Raw genomic sequence first — 18,651 nt, forward strand, 5'->3', positions numbered from 1 at the left:
TACCATTGCAGTGAGTCAACTGATGGAATCTTCTTTACCATATAAGAAGTTATCATGTCTTTGTTGTAATGAACCAATAGAACTAGTTTATTATAGAAAAACAAAGCGTTTGTTTTTTGGATGTACACATTATTTATCTCATTTTAGTCAAAATACAATTATGAATCTACAGGTCGGTCTTTCTTATTTAAAAGAGTTAAACCGTATTGAATATCGTACTCTTGATGATTTGTTTGATTTTGATGATGATGTGCCTTTTAAGGAATAGGAATATGTATTTATTGAATAAAATTGTATCATAAAAGATAAAAAGAACACCAGAGTTATCATTCAGTGGTGTTCTTTTCAATATGACATGTATGTTTCTTTGTTTTCTTATCATAACTGATTCCGACAATCAATAAGTTATCTTTATACTTCTCTAATCCTTTTGGATATTTTTTCTCTTTGATTTGAGTTAAGGCTGTTTCAACATCCTGATTCCATTTCAACTCTATAATCATGGCTGGTTTATCTCGATATGGAATCAAAACAACATCTGCAAACCCTTTACCAGTAGGCATTTCTCTTATCATTGTATAATAATCTCTAGCTGATATATAGGCCAATAATAATGTATAGGCTAATGCATTTTCATTGTTGTAGGTTAATATTGATGTGTTCAGATGTGCTTCTTCGATATATCTGGCAACTGCTTCTTCATCCTGTTTCCATGTTGCCTCTAATAATTCACGACTACTCAACAATGCTTTTGTCGTTTCTTCCCAATTGGATTTTCTGATTGAGTTCACAAATGAATCTATCACTTCTTTGTTAGGAATATAGCATGTATTATCTGAACTGTTATATCCTAAATATCCTAGATGTATTAAAAGTGTTAAGACATCATCCTTAGTGTCAAATGTTATCATATCATTCTGGAATGACGATGTCTGCACAGGAACACTTTCACCAGCCAACATTTCAATAACACTATCTTTTAATCCATCCTTGTTTAAATCTATATAAACCTGCAAAGCTTCATAAGTTTCAGTAGACGTCCAATAGTTTCCAAATTTATTTCTTATAAGTGATGAAACAACTGAACGTGGGGAAAGAGTTGATAAATGCTCTGTCATATGATAGCCATCATACCATTGTTTCATCTCGTTATAATCCATATTATATTTTAAGCATAAATCATAAACTTCCTGTTCAGTAAATCCCATAAATTCAGATAATAATCCTGGATCAATCATAGAGATTTCTTCAAACATATTCAAGGCACTGTGTGTTCCGTATTTTTTAATAGGCAATATCCCTGTCATATAAGCAAGTTCTACATATGGCTTATCTTTTAATAGATTTATTAAGAAATCTAAATATTGTTTTTGATCTTCTTGATTTTGAGCATATTCTCTGAATATACAATCCCATTCATCTATGATAAAAATAAATTGATTCTTTGTGGATACGTAGATATCTTCTAGAGATAATGAAAGATTTGTTTCATCAAAGAAAGTGATTGAATATTCCTGTTTGAACTCATTTAAAATTCTCATTGTTAATAATTGGATCATTTTATCAATATTGTGCGTATTACTTAAAAAACTTTGCATATTGATGTGAATGACATGATGTTGATTAAGATGTTCTAAATAATGATCAGTTTGACTGATTTTGAGTGAATCAAAAATATGATGAGAATCACAACCCTTAGAATAATAGGCAACAAGCATATTGGCATCTGTACTTTTACCAAAGCGTCTAGGTCTTGATACACATAGCTTATTATCACCAATGCCTATTAATTGATTGGTATATTTAATTAACAATGATTTATCTACATATATAGGATTGTTGATTGCTTGTTGAAAACTGTCATTTCTTGGATTGAGATATAAACCCATACTTTTCACCTGCTTTCTTTTCTTGTTTTATTATAATATTTGTATAAGTAAAATACCATGAGTATATTATTCAGTTATTGGTTTACTTTTTAGCATTTTTTGTATTGTAAAAATATTGTTTTTATGTTTTTTAATATCTTATTTTTGTGAACAATTGGCTTATTTTTTAAAGATGAGTGCATATTTCACATAATCATTACAATCCTTTATATAAAAGATATTGTTTTTTCTTTTGAATAAGAACAATATAAAATGAAATGCATATCAAGTATCATGTTGATTATCCAAGGGGATAATAAAAATAAAGAAATACTATAAAATATTTTTATTATTTTTATATCTATTATAGGTTGAAGATATATTGATTTAAAATAATAATGAAATAAGCATTTAAAATATGTTGTCGTAAAAGGGTATTGTGTTGAAATATGTCATTAAATTGGTTATAATGGCAATGACTGTTACTATTAAGTCATATTTTGTGATAGAATAATTTTGGGAGATGGGTGTATATGTTACATATGTTTTTTGAAAACACAATTTATAGAAAACATAGGGAAAAATTATTATTGATATTAGATTTATTGATAGTATTGTTTTCTTATTTGATTGCTTATTGGTCAAAAAATGATTTTCAATTAAGAACTATGCAACTTGGATTAACGGGAACTGAAGTTGCAGTGGGGCTTTTTGTATTATTGATTGTATATGCATTCAGTTTTGCTTTTTTTAAAGTCTATAAAAGCTTATGGAAATATATTGGGGTAGATGAATTATTAAGATTAACTGCATCTAATATATTAGCTATGATTATTGTGATGTTTTTATCACAACTTTATTTTGGTATGTTTTCATTGATTAGTTTAGAATTGATTGCTGGAGTTTATGCATTAATTATTATGTCAGGAGTGAGAGTTTTATATCGCTTGCTTAGACGTTATAGTATCAATAAAAATGCTAAAGAAGTGAAAACAATTATTATTGGTGCAGGGGATGCTGGAAACTTATTATTAAGAGAATTAAGACAGAACAATAGTTTGAATTATAAAATTGTTGGTTTTATAGATGACTTTAAGAAAGATTTAATGATTGGTGGGTATCCTATTTTAGGAACAACTGAAGATTTAGCAAAGATTAAAAGTAAATACAATATAGAAAGTGCTTTAATTGCTATATCACATGTCAATCAAAAAGATTTAAGAAGAATTTATGATGCGTGTGTCAATAATGGTTTAGATACAAAGATTATGAATTTTCAATTTAAGAACAATACGAAAAATAATAGTGTTGTTGCAGATATTAAGATTGAAGATTTATTAGGTAGAGGTGAAATTCATCTTGATCAAAGTGAAATCAGCTCTTATTTACAAGATCAGGTTGTTGTGGTGACAGGAGCTGGTGGAAGTATTGGTTCTGAATTGTGTCGTCAGATTGTAAAATTTCAACCTAGAAAATTGATTATGATTGATATTAATGAAAATTCTTTATATATGCTAGAACAAGAATTTAAACGTCATATTGAACATGGTCAAATGAGTCAGAATATTGAAATGAAATCATTAATTGCATCTATTAGAGATAAAAAAGCCATTGATGAAATATTTAGTAGATATCATCCAGATGTTGTTTATCATGCGGCTGCTCATAAACATGTGCCATTAATGGAAACAAGACCTATGGAAGCTATTAAAAACAATGTATTTGGAACAAATAATGTCATTCATTCATGTATTGAACATAAAGTGAAAAGATTTATTATGATTAGTACTGATAAAGCTGTTAATCCGACAAATGTCATGGGAGCAACAAAACGTATGACTGAAATGATTTTACAGGCTAATGGTCATAATGGAGTCACAAAGATGGCTGCAGTGAGATTTGGGAATGTGTTAGGTTCTAATGGTTCAGTTATTCCTATTTTTAAAGCACAGATTGCTGAAGGAGGACCTGTCACATTAACAAGTAAAGAAATTATACGTTATTTTATGACAATTCCTGAAGCTGCACAACTTGTTTTACAGGCAGGATATTATGCTGATCAGGGAGATATATTTGTTTTAGATATGGGAGAACCTGTAAGAATTTTAGATTTAGCTGAAAAGATGATTAGATTAGCAGGATTAAAACCTTATGAAGATATTGAAATAAAAGAGATTGGTCTTAGACCAGGAGAAAAAATGTTTGAGGAGTTACGCTTAGACGGTGAAGATACAACACGTACAAAGAATGATTTGATTTATAAGAATGCACCAATGGATATATCTGTTGAAGATATTGATGCAAGATTAAGTCAATTACATAATGTGATTTATAAAGAAAATGTAACTCCATCAGAAATAAAAGAAACAATTTTGAACTTAATTATTTCTGATAAAAATTCTTAACGATGATATTACATTTTTATACAGTTGCAATCTGAATAAAATTGTAGTATTATGTCTTTGGTTTTATAAAGGATAATAGAGAGTTATCCGTCAGGAATGCTGTAGAGGGAAATCGTTGCCTTGTCACGTTTGTCTTGAGGTATGGTCATAGATGTGTGATACGTTGAGCATGATTCTTTAAAGAAAGCATGATCAACAGGCGAAGCCTACCCTTTTTAAGGAGGTCATGGAAATGAACTGGTATGTCATGCAGGTCAGAAGCGGTCATGAAAGAGAGATAGCCAATAGATGCAAGTTTCTCATTTCAGACGATGTTCTTTATGATTGCTTCATTCCTGAGTTTGTCGTTAGGAAGAAGTTTAAAGGAGTCTGGCAGGATGTCAGATGTGTGCTCTTTCTGGGATATGTTTTCATAATTACAGAGCGCATAGAGGAGCTCTATGTCGAGCTCAAGAAGATACCGGATCTCACCAAGATTATTGGAAAGAAGAAGGATGTCATCTATCCTTTGGAGAATGGTGAGGTAGAGTTTTTAAAGAGATTTGCTGGAGATGACCATCTGGTAGACATGTCAGTAGGATTCATCGAAGGAGAAACAATACACATCAGCGAAGGACCACTGAAGGGATATGAAGGAATGATAACGAAGATAGACAGGCATAAGCGCATTGCCTATATCAGTCTGCATATCTTCGGCAATGATACAACAGCAAAGGTAGGACTAGAAATCATAAGCAAGAATTAGACAATTCTTGTTTTTTTATTGGGAGGAATAAGGATGAATCTGCTTATCATAGGAGCAGGAGGACATGGAAGATGCTGCTATGAAATCGCAAAGCGTATGAAATGCTTTGAAGCTGTTGATTTTGTAGATGATCATGCCAAGCATGTACTGGACAAAAAGGTCATTGGAACAACAGAACAGCTCAAGCTTCTTCATCAGAAATACGACCTTGCATTTGTAGCGATTGGAAGCAATCAGGTCAGAAAGGAAATGACAGAGCTGTGCAAGCAGATTGGATATGGCATTACCACTCTCATTGATCCTGCTGCCTTTGTATCTTCATATTGTCACATTGGTGAAGGATGTGTCATCTTTCCTCATGCCACTGTTGAAGCTACAGCTGTCATTGAAAAAGGATGCATCATTTCATCAAATACAACGATACATCATGATGCAATTGTTGAAGAGTTTTCACTGGTCTATTCACAATGTGCCATTAGACCATACTCCACTGTGGAAGAACTGACAACCATATCCAGTGGAACAATCATTGAGGGAGGGAAAACAAGTGTATAAGCACTTCTTGAAACGTGTTATAGATTTTATACTTTCACTGATTGGACTTATTGTATTGAGTCCTGTTTTTATTATTCTCTGTGTATGGATCAAGCTTGACAGCAAGGGACCCATCTTCTTTAGACAGAAGAGAGTTGGAAAGAATAAAAAGCATTTCAACATATTAAAATTCAGAACAATGTATATAGATACGCCAAAGGATATGCCAACACATATGCTGTCCAATCCAGACCAGTATATAACAAAGGCTGGAAAGTTCCTGAGAAAGACATCGCTTGATGAACTGCCACAGATCATCAATATATTAAAGGGAGAAATGGCTATCATAGGTCCAAGACCTGCATTGTGGAATCAAGATGACCTCATAGCTGAAAGAGATAAATATGGAGCCAATGATATCAAGCCAGGACTGACAGGATGGGCACAGATCAATGGAAGAGATGAGCTTGAAATTGATGTCAAGGCAAGTTTGGATGGATACTATGTAGAACATATGTCATTTCCATTTGATGTGAAATGCTTCTTTGGAACAATCACATCCGTATTGAAGCATGAAGGAGTGGTTGAAGGTGGAACCGGTGAACTCCATAAGGAGGAAGAAGCATGAAGAGAATCCTGATTACTGGAAAGGACAGCTACATAGGAACAAGCTTCAAAAAATACGTTGAACAGTATCCAAAGGACTATTACGTAGAAGAGTTGGATGTTAGAGATGATAGCTGGAAAGATTTTGACTTCTCTTCATTTGATGTTGTCTATCATGTGGCTGGCATAGCACACAAAAAAGAGGTTAAGGAAAATGAGCAACTTTATTATCAAGTCAATAGAGATTTAACAATTGACATTGCAAAGAAAGCAAAGTCAGAAAATATTCGCCAATTTATCTTTATGAGTTCAATGAGTGTATATGGATTGAATTATTCAAATCAGCTCATTACAAAAGATACGAAATGTCATCCTCATACATACTATGGACGAAGCAAATATCAGGCTGAATTAGAATTGAACAAATTAGATGATAAGAACTTTAAAGTATGTATTATTCGACCACCGATGGTATATGGAAAAGGAGCTCCAGGAAATATGGAAAGATTATATAAAGCTGTCAGAAAGTTTCATATTTTTCCTACTCTTAGAAATGAGAGAAGCTCAATATCTATAGAGAAGCTATGTCAGGATATAAAAGAATATATAGATGAGGATAGTCAGGGATTATATCTGCCACAGAACAAGGAATATATGTGTACGGTTGATATGGTAAGAAGACAGATGAAGGAAGAAAATGTCAAAGTATTTTATCTATCACTATTTAATCCTATTATTCGACTATTTATTGGAAAAGTAGGAATTATTACAAAATGTTTTGGAGATTTAAGATATGGAAAATAGAAAGAAAGTACTGATAACAACAACTACACCATATATGATAAGGCAATTCTTACTTAATGATATAAAAATATTGCAAAATTTAGAATATGAGATTGATGTAGCAACTAATTTTCAAACTTTTAATGTAATTTCAGAGGAAGAATTACAAAAATTGAAAAAATATTTAGAAAATGAACATATTCAAATTCATCAAATAGATTTTGAAAGAAGTATGTTTAAAATTAGTAGTCATATTAAATCTTATAAACAAATGAAAAAGTTAATGAATGAAAGAAAATATGATCTTATTCATACACATACTCCTATTTCAAGTCTAATAACAAGAATTGCATTTAAAAATAGTCACATATTTAATAAATGTAGGATGATTTATACAGCACATGGTTTTCATTTCTTTAAGGGAAACAATCCTTTAAAGAATTTTTTATTTAGAAATATAGAAAGATTGGGAGCAAAATATACAGATACATTAATTACAATCAATAAGGAAGATTATGTAGCTGCAAAGAAATTCAAACTAAGAAAAAATGGAACGGTAGAATATGTACCTGGTGTAGGAATAGATATAGATAAAATTGATTCAATACAAGGAAATAAAGAAGAGCTATGTAAAGAACTAAATATATCTGTAGATTCTATATTGTTGCTTTCTGTTGGAGAACTTAATGATAACAAGAATCATAAAGTCGTTATAGAAAGTCTTCCAGAGTTACCTAAAAATATACATTATCTTATCTGTGGTGTTGGACCACTTAAAGAACAACATGAAGAACTTGCCAAGAAACTAGATGTATTAGATAGACTTCATTTATTAGGATATAGAAATGATGTTATTAGAATCATGAAATCATGTGATGTTTTTATATTTCCATCAAAAAGAGAAGGACTATCTGTTGCTTTAATGGAAGCAATGGCTTGTGGATTACCTTGTATTGTTAGTGAAATTAGAGGCAATATTGATTTGATAGAAGAAGATAAAAATGGTTATTTTATCAATTGTAAAATAATTAATAATTTATCTTTCGGTATAGAAAAAAGTATGTGTAATAAAAAATTAATGTCAAAAAAAAATCGTGACATTATTAAAAATTATGATTTTAAAGTTATAAAAAAGACAATGGAGAGAATATATAATGAGCAATAATATTGATAAACCTTTAATTAGTATTTTGATGGCTGCTTATAATTCGGAAAAATATATTGAAGAAGCAATTCAATCTGTAATTAATCAAACATATAAAAATTGGGAATTAATTATATGTGATGATTGTTCCTCAGATAATACTTTAATAATTTGTGAGAGTTATCATGTTAAAGATTCTAGAATTAAGGTGATTAAAAATAATAATAATATGGGTCAAGCTCAAGCTAGAAATAATGCATTTTTAGTGAGCGCAGGTGAATATATTACTATATTAGATTCTGATGATACCATAGATAAATATAAACTAGAAAAGCAATTGTATTTTTTGATAAATAATAAATGTGATCTTGTTGGTAGTAATGCTACTATGTTTAATGAAAAGGATGGCATATATGGGTATATTAAAAAAACATACATGCCAAATCCTTTTGATATAATATGCAATAATGGATATGTATATGCTTCTATCATGTGTACACGAAATTCATTTCAAAGAGCGGGTATGTATACCGTATCACCAATTACTCGAACAGGTGAAGACTTTGATTTGATTTGTAAGATGTATGAACTTGGTTATATAGGATATAATTTACAAGAATTTTTATATGGTTATAGAGTATCACGTGAAAATTATAATAGGAGAAAATATATATGTTATTATCATGAATTTCAAGTTGCATTTTCTTTTGTGAAAAAAGGATGGTTTAATTTATTTAGTATACAAAAATGGAAAATTATATATATTTTTTCTCCTTTAATAAAAGGACTGATTCCTAAAAAATTAATGAAAATTTACCATACAAAAAGGATGAAGAAAAAATGATATTATCAAATGAACAAACATTATTTATGTTTTATAGTATTTTTGTTTTAACAATTGGTATAGGAATTTGTATTGATTATATTCTTTCCATTAAAATATCCAAAGAAGCTATAAGAATTAATAAAAAGAAAATTGGAATCATAATAAATAAAAAAATATTAGATCAATATCTTAAATATATTATTATACCTTTCTTTTTAATTTTTATTTCTTTTTTGAGAAATTATTCCGTAGGAACTGATACTCAAAATTATTTATATATTTTTCATAATTTATCAAATTTTACAAGTGGAATCAAAGAGCCTATCAATTATTATGTTAATTATATCATTCATATTTTAACAGATAATTATTCAATAGTTATTTTAATAGGTAGTATTATTACTCATGTATTAATTTTTAAGTCAATAGATTATTATTTGACAGGAAAATTAAAGTATTTATCTGTATGGATTTATTGTTGTTTATATTATCTTTTAACATATAATATATCACGCCAATTAATTGCTTTATCTATAATATTTTATGCACTTCAATTTATTTTAAAAAAAGATTTAAAAAAATATCTATTATGTTGTTTAATAGCAACATGTATTCACAACACTGCAGTAATATGTACAGTTTTTTATTTTGTAAATTTTTTTGATAGATTTAAGAAAAAACAACCAAAATATTTATATTATTTATTTATTTTAATATTATCTTTTATATCGGCCCCTTTAATGTCTTTTATATTAAATAAATTAATATTTTGGAATAATTATTCGTTTTCAAGTACATTTAAATTTGGCTTTTTATGGGAATATAGATTTGTTTTAATTTTAATATTCCTTGTTGAATGTAATATAATTAAAGTTACAGATAAAAATTATACATTTTTACAAAGAATATTTTTAATTACAATTCCACTAAGAACCTTGGGCTATGGAGATCCGGTATTTATGCGAATAGCATTATTTACTGATATTATACAAATATTGCTTATACCATTAATTATAGGTTCAATTTCAAATAAAAAAATGAAAGTATTAATATCTATTTTAGCAATAATATTTTTCGCATATCAGTTTTACTATAATTTCTATTTAGCTAATACTGGTGAAGTTTTCCCATATATATTAGGAGGTAACAATGTTTAGTATTATAATACCAGTATATAATGTAGAAGATTTTATCATTCAATGTTTAGAAAGTATTTTGAGACAAACATATAAAGAGTTTGAAGCAATTATCATTAACGATGGATCCACAGATAAAAGTTTACAAAAAATCAATGAATTTATGTACAAATATAAAGATAGTAGATTCAAAGTCTTTTCAAAACAAAACGGAGGATTGAGTGATGCAAGAAATTATGGAATCAATTATGCAAAAAACGAATATTTAATCTTTGTTGATTCAGATGATTTCATTGATAAAAATTTGTTATTAAATATAAAGAATGAAATTGATATATATCCTAAATTAGAAATTATTAGATATCCAAAAAGAATTTATAACGAAATAACAAATGAAAAATCCTCTGATAAAATCAAAGAATTTCATGATATAAATGGGGAAGAAGCTTTTTTAAAATTAAGGCATAATAGAATTATACTTGAAACAGCTTGGACATATTGCATTAAAAGAACTTATTGGACTAAAAATAGTTTTGTTTTCCCATATGAGAAAATTCATGAGGATATAGGAGTCATTCCAAGATCTATTATTTTAGCGTCACATGTTTCATCAATTCAATCAGATGCATATTACAATTATCGCATTAGAAATAATAGCATTATGACTATTAAGAATTATGAGTTAGAAGAAAAAAAAGCATTTGATGTTCTGTCATATTATGTTAATGAAAAAAATTTTGTGGATAAAAATCCATTTAATAATAAAAAAGCCCAAATAGAATACATAGAATATTTTTCTGATGCTATTATGCTTAAAATTACTTATTTAAATAAAAACAGTCAAGAAAAATTATTAAATTGGGTTAAAGATAATCATGTACTTAGTAATTACAAAACATTTAAAGCTAAAATTAAAAAAATTATTTATAAAATCAAATTTTATAATCAATTGAGATAATTTTAAAGTTTTTATGTATAGAAGGAGAAAAAAATGGAAACCAAAATTTTAAGTATTATAGTTCCAGTTTATAATGCAGAAAATTACATTGAACATACAATAGAATCTATTTTAAATCAAAATATAAAATGTTTCGAATTGATATTGGTAGATGATGGAAGTACAGATAATTCATTGCAAATCATGAATCAATATAATTCATATAGTAATGTGAAAATTTTTAAACAAAAAAATAAGGGAGCAACTTTTGCTAGAAATTATGGGCTACAGCATGCTTCAGGAAAATATATATTGTTTTTTGATTCTGATGATATACTAAATTCTAATGTTTTATTATCATTAATACAGCAAATTGAACAACAAAATGCTGATTTATTAATATCTAATTATCAGATAGTTAATAAAAATTTAAAAATATTAAATGAAATAAAACATGAGAATATTTCTTCACATGATTTATTAGATATGTTTTGCTTGATTCCATTTCCAGGAAATAAAATTTTTAAAAAAGATATTTTGGATAAATATCATATAGATTTTGATTCTGTTAAAATAGGTCAAGATCTAAATTTTTATTTAAAATATTTGATTCATGCAAATAACGTACTATTTTCAAGTACTAATATGACAAAATATAGAATTATAAATAATAGTATTAGTAATTCATTAGATTATAGAATTCTTGATATTATCAAAAGTTTTGACTATATTGAACAACATTTTAAACAAAATAATGTTGATACTCATATATATAGATTTTTTTATTTAGCAAAATTAAAGCATTTGGTATTTCAAATTTCAAAAACAAGAAAAATTGATGATAAAAAAATAAAAAAGGATATATATATTAAATTATCTATGGAAATTAAAAAAGTTATAAAAAATATTAAAATAACAAATTTTAAAGAATTAAAATTTGCTTTAAAGTTAATTTTGTCTTATTTAAAAACATACATTTTATATAGATTATAGTAAGGAGTGTATTATAAATATGAAAATAGCAGTTGCAGGAACAGGATATGTAGGATTAAGTATCGCTACATTATTGGCACAACATCATGAAGTTGTTGCATTAGATATTATTGAAGAAAAGGTAGATATGATCAATAATCATATCTCTCCTATTCAGGATGAAGAGATTGAAGACTTTTTAAAAAACAAGAATTTGAATTTAAAAGCAACTCTTGATAAAGAAGTTGCTTTTAAAAATGCTGATTTTGTCATTATCAGTACACCTACAAATTATGATGAAAAGAAAAATTACTTTGATACTTCAAGTGTAGAAGAAACAATTGAATCAGTAATGAAGATTCATCCTGAATCTATCATGGTGATTAAATCAACTATACCTGTAGGTTTTACTAAATCAATGAAAGAAAAATATGGTATTAATAACCTTATCTTTTCACCTGAATTTTTAAGAGAAGGAAAAGCTTTATATGATAATCTTTATCCTTCAAGAATTGTTGTAGGAGAAAAAAGTGAGAGAGCAAGAATATTTGCTGACCTTTTAAAAGAAGGAGCTATCAAGGAAGATATTCCAACATTGTTTACAGATAGTACAGAAGCAGAAGCAATTAAGTTATTTGCGAATACTTATTTAGCACTTAGAGTGTCATATTTCAATGAATTAGATACATATGCGGAAATGAAAGGATTAAATACTCAAGAAATTATTGAAGGAGTATGTTTAGATCCAAGAATTGGAAATCATTATAACAACCCATCATTTGGATATGGTGGATATTGTTTACCAAAAGATACAAAACAGCTAAAGGCTAATTATAAAGATGTACCAGAAAACTTGATCAGTGCAATCGTACAGTCTAATACAACAAGAAAGGATCATATTGCACAGATGATTATTGATAGAAATCCAAAAATTGTAGGTATCTATAGATTAACAATGAAAAGTGGATCAGATAACTTCAGAGCCAGTGCAATACAGGGCATCATGAAAAGAATCAAGGCTAAAGGAATAGAAGTTATCGTATATGAACCAACATTAAAAGAGGAAACATTCTTCAATAGCAAAGTTATTAATGATTTAGAAGAATTCAAAAAAATCAGTGATGTGATTGTAGTTAATAGATTAAATGAAGAATTAAATGACGTAAAAGAAAAGATATATACAAGAGATTTATATGAAAGAGATTAGAATAACTTAGATGAGGACAAAATATGAGAAAAACTATTAAATATATTCATTTTTTTCCATATGAAAAATTTACAATGGCATTTATTAATTTTATTAACGAAAATTATAATGTTAATGAGCACTATTTTATTGTTTTTGGAAAAACAAAGTATATAACAATTAATTTAGAATCTTTAGAAAATGTCTTATATTTTGAGTCAATAAAACAAATGTTGAAAATTAATTTAAATAGTTTGATTAACTTAAAGAATACAAAAAAAATTTTTGTACATAGTATTTTTCCTGGAACTGAAATTATTTTATTGCGCTATATTAAATATATAAAAAAAATGAATATTATTTTTTGGGGTGGAGATATTTACGATTTAAAAAAAACGAATTTGAATTTAAGAAATTTCGTTTTACGAGAATTACGAAAAATAATAGTTTCATATGTTCCAAAATTAATAACATTAGTACCAAATGATTATAAGGAAATATCTAATATTATTCATGTGAAAGGAACAAACAAAATAGGAGTATATCCTATGGATAAATCGCAACATTTAATTATAAAGAATATTGATTGCAAAAAGCATGATAATCCATATAAAATTTTAATTGGTAATTCAGCAACATCTTCAAATTGTCATTTTGAAGTATTTGATTTAATAAAAAAGTATAGTAATGAAAACATAATTATATATTGTCCTCTTTCTTATGGAGATGAGGAATATAAAGAAAAGGTTATAAAAAGAGGAATAGAACTATTTAATGATAAATTTATTCCTTTAACAAAATATTTGAATTTCAAAGATTATCTACAAATCATAGGAGAATGCTCCGTTTGTATTTTTAATAATGATAGACAACAAGCTATGGGAAATATAAATTCAGCTTTTCACTTAAAATCAAAAGTTTATTTAAAGAAAAATACGACTATGTGGACTGAGTATATTACTAAGAAATATGTTGTGTATGATGTACAAGAAATCTTACATCAATCTTTTAATGAGTTTATTAATGTTTCTAATGAAGTTATATTACAAAACAAGAAAAATATTGAATATTATAGAAGTAATGAATACTGTAAAAAAATATGGAATGATTTACTTTAATAATTAGATGAAAAGAGGAATTACATGGATTTAAATGAATTAAGAGTAAAAACATTATTTAGCTTATTTTGGAAGTTTGCCGAGCGCTTTGGTGTAAGTGGAATACAATTTATACTTCAAATTATATTAGCAAGATTGCTTATGCCTGCTGATTATGGAATTCTTTCTATCATGATTATCTTTACCAATTTAGCGAATGTTTTCATACAAAATGGTTTTAATACAGCCTTGATTCAAAAAAAAGATACGTCTAATGAAGATTATTCATCAGTTTTTTGGCTAACATTCACAATATCAATTTTTATTTATATATTCTTATTTTTTTCTGCACCATTTATTGCTGATTTTTATAATATGGAGAAGATTATATTTCCATTTAGAATTATTTCATTAATGGTTATTCCTGGAGCATTGAATTCTATCCAAATTGCTATAATAAGTAAAAAAATGGATTTCAAAAAAATTTTTACCAGTAATTTATTTTCCATTTTATTTTCTGGTATTATTGGAATTTTTTTAGCATATAAAGGGCTAGGAATTTGGGCTCTTGTCTTTCAAACATTATCAAATGTTTTTATTGCATGTATTGTGATGTGGTTTACTGTTAAATGGAGGCCACTATTTGTTTTTGAAATACACAGAGTTAAAAAATTATTTACATATGGTTGGAAGTTATTAACATCAAGTTTACTAGATACTTTATATCAGGAACTAAGCAGTTTAGTAATTGGGAAAAAGTATGATAGTAGCACGTTAGGTTTTTATAATAGAGGAAAACAATTTCCACAATTTTTAATTAATGCTATAAATGGTTCTGTGCAGAGCGTTATGCTTCCAGCAATGTCAACTATTCAAGATAATAAATTACAGGTTAAAGCAATGATGCGTAGATCTATTATTTTAAGTAGTTACATTATTTTTCCAATGATGGTGGGCTTAGCTGTTGTTGCTGATCCATTAGTTAAATTATTATTAACTGAAAAATGGAGTTTCTGTGTACCATATATGCAGATATTTTGCTTTACATATGCTTTTTATCCTGTACATAGCTGTAATTTACAAACAATTAATGCCATTGGTAGAAGTGATATATTTTTAAAATTGGAAATAATAAAAAAAACAATAGGTATTATATCTTTGATTATTGCTGTATTTTGCTTTGACTCACCAATTGCAATCGCTATGACTGGAATTTTTACAACTTTTACAAGTTGTTTTATAAATGCATATCCAAATAAAATACTGATTAACTATTCGTATATAGAGCAAATGAAAGATATATTACCTAATTTTATTATTGCTTGTTTAATGGGAATAGTAGTATACCCTATTATCTTTTTAAAATTTAATATTATTCTTACAATTGTATTACAGATTATTTTAGGTGTCATCGTTTATATTATTATTTCGTTAGTATTAAAAATAGAAAGTTTTTCTTATATACTTACTTTGCTAAAAAAAATTATCAATCGTAATAATGGGAGAGAAAAATCATGAAAATATTAGTATTAGCAGGTGGATTTGATCAAATTGCTTTAATCAATGAATTAACAAGTAGAAATCATGAAGTTATTTTAGCTGATTACTTTCCAAATCCTCCAGCAAAAAAATATGTGCATAAACATTATCAAGTTAGCACCTTAGACGAAGATGCTATTTTTAATTTAGCCAAAAAAGAAAATGTAGATTTACTTACAACAGCATGTACTGACCAAGCATTGTTAACAGTTGCAAAAGTATCTGAAAAATTAAATTTACCTTGTTATATTTCATACCAAACTGCCTTGAATGTTACAAATAAAGAATATATGAAAAAAGTTTTTTATGATAATAACATTCCAACTTCTAAATATTTTGTTGTTAAATCAATAGATGATTTAGAAAATATTTTTAGTCAATTAAGTTTCCCAGCAGTAGTTAAACCTTGTGATTGTAATAGTTCAAAAGGAGTTGTTAAGGTAAGAAATACTCAAGAGGCTTATAAAGCAATTAATGCGGCTCTTAGTTTGAGCAGAAGTTCTACTGCAATTATTGAAGAGTTTAAAGAAGGAGTTGAACTATCTGTTGATGTTTGGATAGATCAAGAAGATGCCAAAATACTATCTGTTAGTACAACAAGTAAGATCAAGAATAATAGAAATAGTTTTACTATTTATCAGAGTAAATATCCTATTGAAATTTCAAATGTTGCTAAAGATAAAATCCAGGATATTGCAAGAAAAATTTCTCGTTCATTTAGTCTAATAAACTGTCCAATGTTAATACAATTAATTGTTAATGGAGATGAAGTTAATGTTATAGAATTTAGTGCTCGAATGGGCGGAGGTACAAAATATAGATTAATAAATGAAATAGCTAGTATTGATATAATGTCTATATATACAAATATGATTCTCGGTGATAATAATCAAGTAATTTGTCCTAAAATCTCTCAAAAATATATTGAAATAGATTATTTATATGCAAATAATGGTACCTTTAATAAATTAATTAACTTCGATATTCTTAAAAATAAACACGTGATAAAAGACTATTTCCAATATAAAGAATCGGGAGCAATTATAAAAAAATCTACAACTAGTAGTGATAGAATTGCTGCCTTTTTAATTGAAGATGTTTCTTTAGCTAAACTCAAAGAAAAGCGAAAATTTATATTAGATAATATTGGCATTTTGAATGATAAAGATGAAAATATATTATTAAAGGAAATATTTGATGAGTAGTAATTTTTATACTGTAGAAGAATTAAAACAAATAGGTTTTAAAGCAATTGGTCAAAATGTCAAGATTAGTAAAAAAGCATCAATATATTCCCCTCACAAAATAGAATTAGGAAGTAATGTTAGAATTGATGACTTCTGTATTCTAAGTGGCAATATTAAAATAGGAAACTATGTTCATATATCTGCATCGGTATTATTGTTTGGTGCTATAGAAGGAATTGAAATAAATGACTTTTGCTCTATATCATCTCGAACAGCTATTTATTCATGTAGTGATGATTATAGTGGCGAAGCCCTATGTAATCCGATGGTTAAAGAAAAGTATAGAAAAGTAACAAATAAACCTGTTATTTTAAAGAAACATGTAATAATTGGAACAGGTTCTACAATCTTACCAGGTGTAATTTTAGAAGAAGGTGTTTCTATAGGCACTATGAGTCTAGTTAATAAGACTTTAGAAGCATGGTATATTTATGCTGGAATACCAGCTAAAAAACTAAAAAAAAGAAAAAAACTTTATACATTAGAAGAAAAATTTTTGGAGGAAGAAAATGAATAAAATTTTAGTTACTAGATCTTCAATGCCAGAATATGATGAATATATTGAAGAAATTAAAGATTTATGGGATACTCATTGGCTTACAAATATGGGACCAAAACACCAAAAACTTCAAAAAGAACTTATTCAATATTTAGATGTAAGAAATGTTGAGTTATTTACAAATGGACATTTAGCATTAGAGCTAGCTATACAAGCATTAAACTTATCAGGAGAGGTTATAACCACTCCTTTTACTTTTGTTTCAACAACAAATGCAATCATTAGAAATGGTTTAAAACCTGTTTTTTGTGATATTGATCTCAATGATTATACAATAGACACAAAAAAGATAGAATCATTGATTACAGAAAAAACTTCTGCAATTATTCCAGTACATGTGTATGGAAATGTATGTCATGTAGAAGAAATTGAAAAAATTGCACAAAAATATAATCTTAAAGTTATATATGATGCAGCACATACTTTTGGAGTTAAGTACAAAAGCAAAGGCATTGGATCTTTTGGTGATGCTTCTATGTTTAGTTTTCATGCCACTAAAGTCTTTAATACGATTGAAGGTGGTGCAGTTACTTTTAATGATTCGTCTATAGGTTCTAAGCTTGTAAAATTAAGAAATTTTGGAATCAAAAATGAAACATCCATAGAATATGTTGGATCAAATGCTAAAATGAATGAGTTTCAAGCAGCAATGGGATTATGCAATTTGAGACACGTCAATGAAGAGATAAATAAAAGAAAACAAGTTGTAGAAAGATATTATGAACATTTATCAAATATTAAAGGAATTAAACTAAATCCAATACAAAAAGATGTTCAATCTAACTATGCTTATTTCCCAGTCGTATTTGATAAAGATATTCTAGGGGTTGGCAGAGATGAAGTCTGTGATGAACTAAAAAAATATGATATATTCAGTAGAAAATATTTTTATCCATTAACAAATCAAATCGAAAGTTTAAATGGTCAATATGATATTAATGATACCCCTGTGGCATTAAAAATATCTAATAGTGTTTTAACATTACCATTATATGCTGATTTAAAATTAGAAGAAGTTGATAGAATATGTCAGATTATTCTTAAATTCATTAATAAGGAGGACTAAG

At 27.3% G+C, this 18,651-nt stretch carries 18 protein-coding genes; 17 read left to right on the forward strand and 1 reads right to left on the reverse strand.

Annotated features, from left to right (window positions below):
• The first annotated feature begins 22 nt into the window (after nucleotides 1–22).
• Nucleotides 23–268: a hypothetical protein gene (locus KEC48_RS15660; protein WP_211963455.1), complete on the forward strand. Its 246-nt coding sequence runs from the start codon at nucleotides 23–25 to the stop codon at nucleotides 266–268.
• A 58-nt stretch (nucleotides 269–326) separates the two neighbouring features.
• Here the strand turns inward: KEC48_RS15660 and KEC48_RS15665 are convergent, their stop codons facing one another.
• The gene (locus KEC48_RS15665) at nucleotides 327–1,889 is read right to left on the reverse strand and encodes an AAA family ATPase (RefSeq protein WP_211963456.1); all 1,563 of its coding nucleotides are present in this window, start codon (nucleotides 1,887–1,889) and stop codon (nucleotides 327–329) included.
• A 512-nt stretch (nucleotides 1,890–2,401) separates the two neighbouring features.
• Here KEC48_RS15665 and KEC48_RS15670 point away from each other — a divergent pair.
• From KEC48_RS15670 to KEC48_RS15745, 16 genes are all read left to right on the forward strand, one after another.
• Nucleotides 2,402–4,273: a nucleoside-diphosphate sugar epimerase/dehydratase gene (locus KEC48_RS15670; protein WP_211963457.1), complete on the forward strand. Its 1,872-nt coding sequence runs from the start codon at nucleotides 2,402–2,404 to the stop codon at nucleotides 4,271–4,273.
• Nucleotides 4,274–4,505: 232 nt separating this feature from the next.
• Entirely contained in the window at nucleotides 4,506–5,018 is a 513-nt protein-coding gene (gene loaP, locus KEC48_RS15675) for an antiterminator LoaP (RefSeq protein WP_211963458.1), read from the forward strand.
• Nucleotides 5,019–5,051: 33 nt separating this feature from the next.
• On the forward strand, nucleotides 5,052–5,573 hold the full coding sequence (locus tag KEC48_RS15680; protein ID WP_211963459.1) for a hypothetical protein: 522 nt from the start codon (nucleotides 5,052–5,054) through the stop codon (nucleotides 5,571–5,573).
• Nucleotides 5,566–6,180: a sugar transferase gene (locus KEC48_RS15685; RefSeq protein WP_211963460.1), complete on the forward strand. Its 615-nt coding sequence runs from the start codon at nucleotides 5,566–5,568 to the stop codon at nucleotides 6,178–6,180. Before KEC48_RS15680 ends, KEC48_RS15685 begins: the two co-directional genes overlap by 8 nt.
• A complete protein-coding gene (locus tag KEC48_RS15690; RefSeq protein WP_211963461.1) occupies nucleotides 6,177–6,962 on the forward strand; it encodes an NAD-dependent epimerase/dehydratase family protein in 786 nt (261 codons plus the stop codon). Before KEC48_RS15685 ends, KEC48_RS15690 begins: the two co-directional genes overlap by 4 nt.
• A complete protein-coding gene (locus KEC48_RS15695) occupies nucleotides 6,952–8,106 on the forward strand; it encodes a glycosyltransferase (protein ID WP_211963462.1) in 1,155 nt (384 codons plus the stop codon). The genes KEC48_RS15690 and KEC48_RS15695 overlap by 11 nt, the downstream gene beginning before the upstream one ends.
• Nucleotides 8,096–8,929 (forward strand): glycosyltransferase family 2 protein, encoded by an 834-nt coding sequence (locus tag KEC48_RS15700; protein WP_211963463.1) that lies wholly within the window; start codon nucleotides 8,096–8,098, stop codon nucleotides 8,927–8,929. The genes KEC48_RS15695 and KEC48_RS15700 overlap by 11 nt, the downstream gene beginning before the upstream one ends.
• Nucleotides 8,926–10,068: an EpsG family protein gene (locus tag KEC48_RS15705; RefSeq protein ID WP_211963464.1), complete on the forward strand. Its 1,143-nt coding sequence runs from the start codon at nucleotides 8,926–8,928 to the stop codon at nucleotides 10,066–10,068. The genes KEC48_RS15700 and KEC48_RS15705 overlap by 4 nt, the downstream gene beginning before the upstream one ends.
• On the forward strand, nucleotides 10,061–11,005 hold the full coding sequence (locus tag KEC48_RS15710) for a glycosyltransferase family A protein (RefSeq protein ID WP_211963465.1): 945 nt from the start codon (nucleotides 10,061–10,063) through the stop codon (nucleotides 11,003–11,005). Before KEC48_RS15705 ends, KEC48_RS15710 begins: the two co-directional genes overlap by 8 nt.
• Before the next feature lie 33 nt (nucleotides 11,006–11,038).
• A complete protein-coding gene (locus KEC48_RS15715; protein ID WP_211963466.1) occupies nucleotides 11,039–11,977 on the forward strand; it encodes a glycosyltransferase in 939 nt (312 codons plus the stop codon).
• 19 nt (nucleotides 11,978–11,996) lie between these two features.
• Nucleotides 11,997–13,163 (forward strand): nucleotide sugar dehydrogenase, encoded by a 1,167-nt coding sequence (locus KEC48_RS15720; protein WP_211963467.1) that lies wholly within the window; start codon nucleotides 11,997–11,999, stop codon nucleotides 13,161–13,163.
• 23 nt (nucleotides 13,164–13,186) lie between these two features.
• Nucleotides 13,187–14,260 carry a TDP-N-acetylfucosamine:lipid II N-acetylfucosaminyltransferase gene (locus tag KEC48_RS15725; protein ID WP_211963468.1) on the forward strand — a complete coding sequence of 358 codons (1,074 nt, stop codon included), beginning with the start codon at nucleotides 13,187–13,189 and terminating at the stop codon, nucleotides 14,258–14,260.
• A gap of 24 nt (nucleotides 14,261–14,284) precedes the next feature.
• Nucleotides 14,285–15,757 carry a lipopolysaccharide biosynthesis protein gene (locus KEC48_RS15730; protein WP_211963469.1) on the forward strand — a complete coding sequence of 491 codons (1,473 nt, stop codon included), beginning with the start codon at nucleotides 14,285–14,287 and terminating at the stop codon, nucleotides 15,755–15,757.
• A complete protein-coding gene (locus KEC48_RS15735) occupies nucleotides 15,754–16,983 on the forward strand; it encodes an ATP-grasp domain-containing protein (protein WP_211963470.1) in 1,230 nt (409 codons plus the stop codon). The genes KEC48_RS15730 and KEC48_RS15735 overlap by 4 nt, the downstream gene beginning before the upstream one ends.
• The gene (locus tag KEC48_RS15740; protein ID WP_211963472.1) at nucleotides 16,976–17,542 is read left to right on the forward strand and encodes an acyltransferase; all 567 of its coding nucleotides are present in this window, start codon (nucleotides 16,976–16,978) and stop codon (nucleotides 17,540–17,542) included. The genes KEC48_RS15735 and KEC48_RS15740 overlap by 8 nt, the downstream gene beginning before the upstream one ends.
• The gene (locus KEC48_RS15745) at nucleotides 17,535–18,650 is read left to right on the forward strand and encodes a DegT/DnrJ/EryC1/StrS family aminotransferase (protein ID WP_211963473.1); all 1,116 of its coding nucleotides are present in this window, start codon (nucleotides 17,535–17,537) and stop codon (nucleotides 18,648–18,650) included. The genes KEC48_RS15740 and KEC48_RS15745 overlap by 8 nt, the downstream gene beginning before the upstream one ends.
• Nucleotide 18,651: the final 1 nt, after the last annotated feature.

Origin of the sequence: Clostridium sp. C1, from assembly GCF_018223625.1 — a bacterium.
In the GTDB taxonomy this organism is placed as follows: Bacteria; Bacillota_I; Bacilli_A; order Erysipelotrichales; family Coprobacillaceae; genus Allocoprobacillus.

What these genes read in the sequence shown, in the direction of transcription:
- KEC48_RS15660 (WP_211963455.1), top strand. Translation starts at nt 23, where the DNA reads ATGGAATCTTCTTTACCATATAAGAAGTTATCATGTCTTTGTTGTAAT.
- KEC48_RS15665 (WP_211963456.1), bottom strand. Translation starts at nt 1,889, where the DNA reads ATGGGTTTATATCTCAATCCAAGAAATGACAGTTTTCAACAAGCAATC.
- KEC48_RS15670 (WP_211963457.1), top strand. Translation starts at nt 2,402, where the DNA reads ATGTTACATATGTTTTTTGAAAACACAATTTATAGAAAACATAGGGAA.
- loaP (WP_211963458.1), top strand. Translation starts at nt 4,506, where the DNA reads ATGAACTGGTATGTCATGCAGGTCAGAAGCGGTCATGAAAGAGAGATA.
- KEC48_RS15680 (WP_211963459.1), top strand. Translation starts at nt 5,052, where the DNA reads ATGAATCTGCTTATCATAGGAGCAGGAGGACATGGAAGATGCTGCTAT.
- KEC48_RS15690 (WP_211963461.1), top strand. Translation starts at nt 6,177, where the DNA reads ATGAAGAGAATCCTGATTACTGGAAAGGACAGCTACATAGGAACAAGC.
- KEC48_RS15695 (WP_211963462.1), top strand. Translation starts at nt 6,952, where the DNA reads ATGGAAAATAGAAAGAAAGTACTGATAACAACAACTACACCATATATG.
- KEC48_RS15700 (WP_211963463.1), top strand. Translation starts at nt 8,096, where the DNA reads ATGAGCAATAATATTGATAAACCTTTAATTAGTATTTTGATGGCTGCT.
- KEC48_RS15705 (WP_211963464.1), top strand. Translation starts at nt 8,926, where the DNA reads ATGATATTATCAAATGAACAAACATTATTTATGTTTTATAGTATTTTT.
- KEC48_RS15710 (WP_211963465.1), top strand. Translation starts at nt 10,061, where the DNA reads ATGTTTAGTATTATAATACCAGTATATAATGTAGAAGATTTTATCATT.
- KEC48_RS15715 (WP_211963466.1), top strand. Translation starts at nt 11,039, where the DNA reads ATGGAAACCAAAATTTTAAGTATTATAGTTCCAGTTTATAATGCAGAA.
- KEC48_RS15720 (WP_211963467.1), top strand. Translation starts at nt 11,997, where the DNA reads ATGAAAATAGCAGTTGCAGGAACAGGATATGTAGGATTAAGTATCGCT.
- KEC48_RS15725 (WP_211963468.1), top strand. Translation starts at nt 13,187, where the DNA reads ATGAGAAAAACTATTAAATATATTCATTTTTTTCCATATGAAAAATTT.
- KEC48_RS15730 (WP_211963469.1), top strand. Translation starts at nt 14,285, where the DNA reads ATGGATTTAAATGAATTAAGAGTAAAAACATTATTTAGCTTATTTTGG.
- KEC48_RS15735 (WP_211963470.1), top strand. Translation starts at nt 15,754, where the DNA reads ATGAAAATATTAGTATTAGCAGGTGGATTTGATCAAATTGCTTTAATC.
- KEC48_RS15740 (WP_211963472.1), top strand. Translation starts at nt 16,976, where the DNA reads ATGAGTAGTAATTTTTATACTGTAGAAGAATTAAAACAAATAGGTTTT.
- KEC48_RS15745 (WP_211963473.1), top strand. Translation starts at nt 17,535, where the DNA reads ATGAATAAAATTTTAGTTACTAGATCTTCAATGCCAGAATATGATGAA.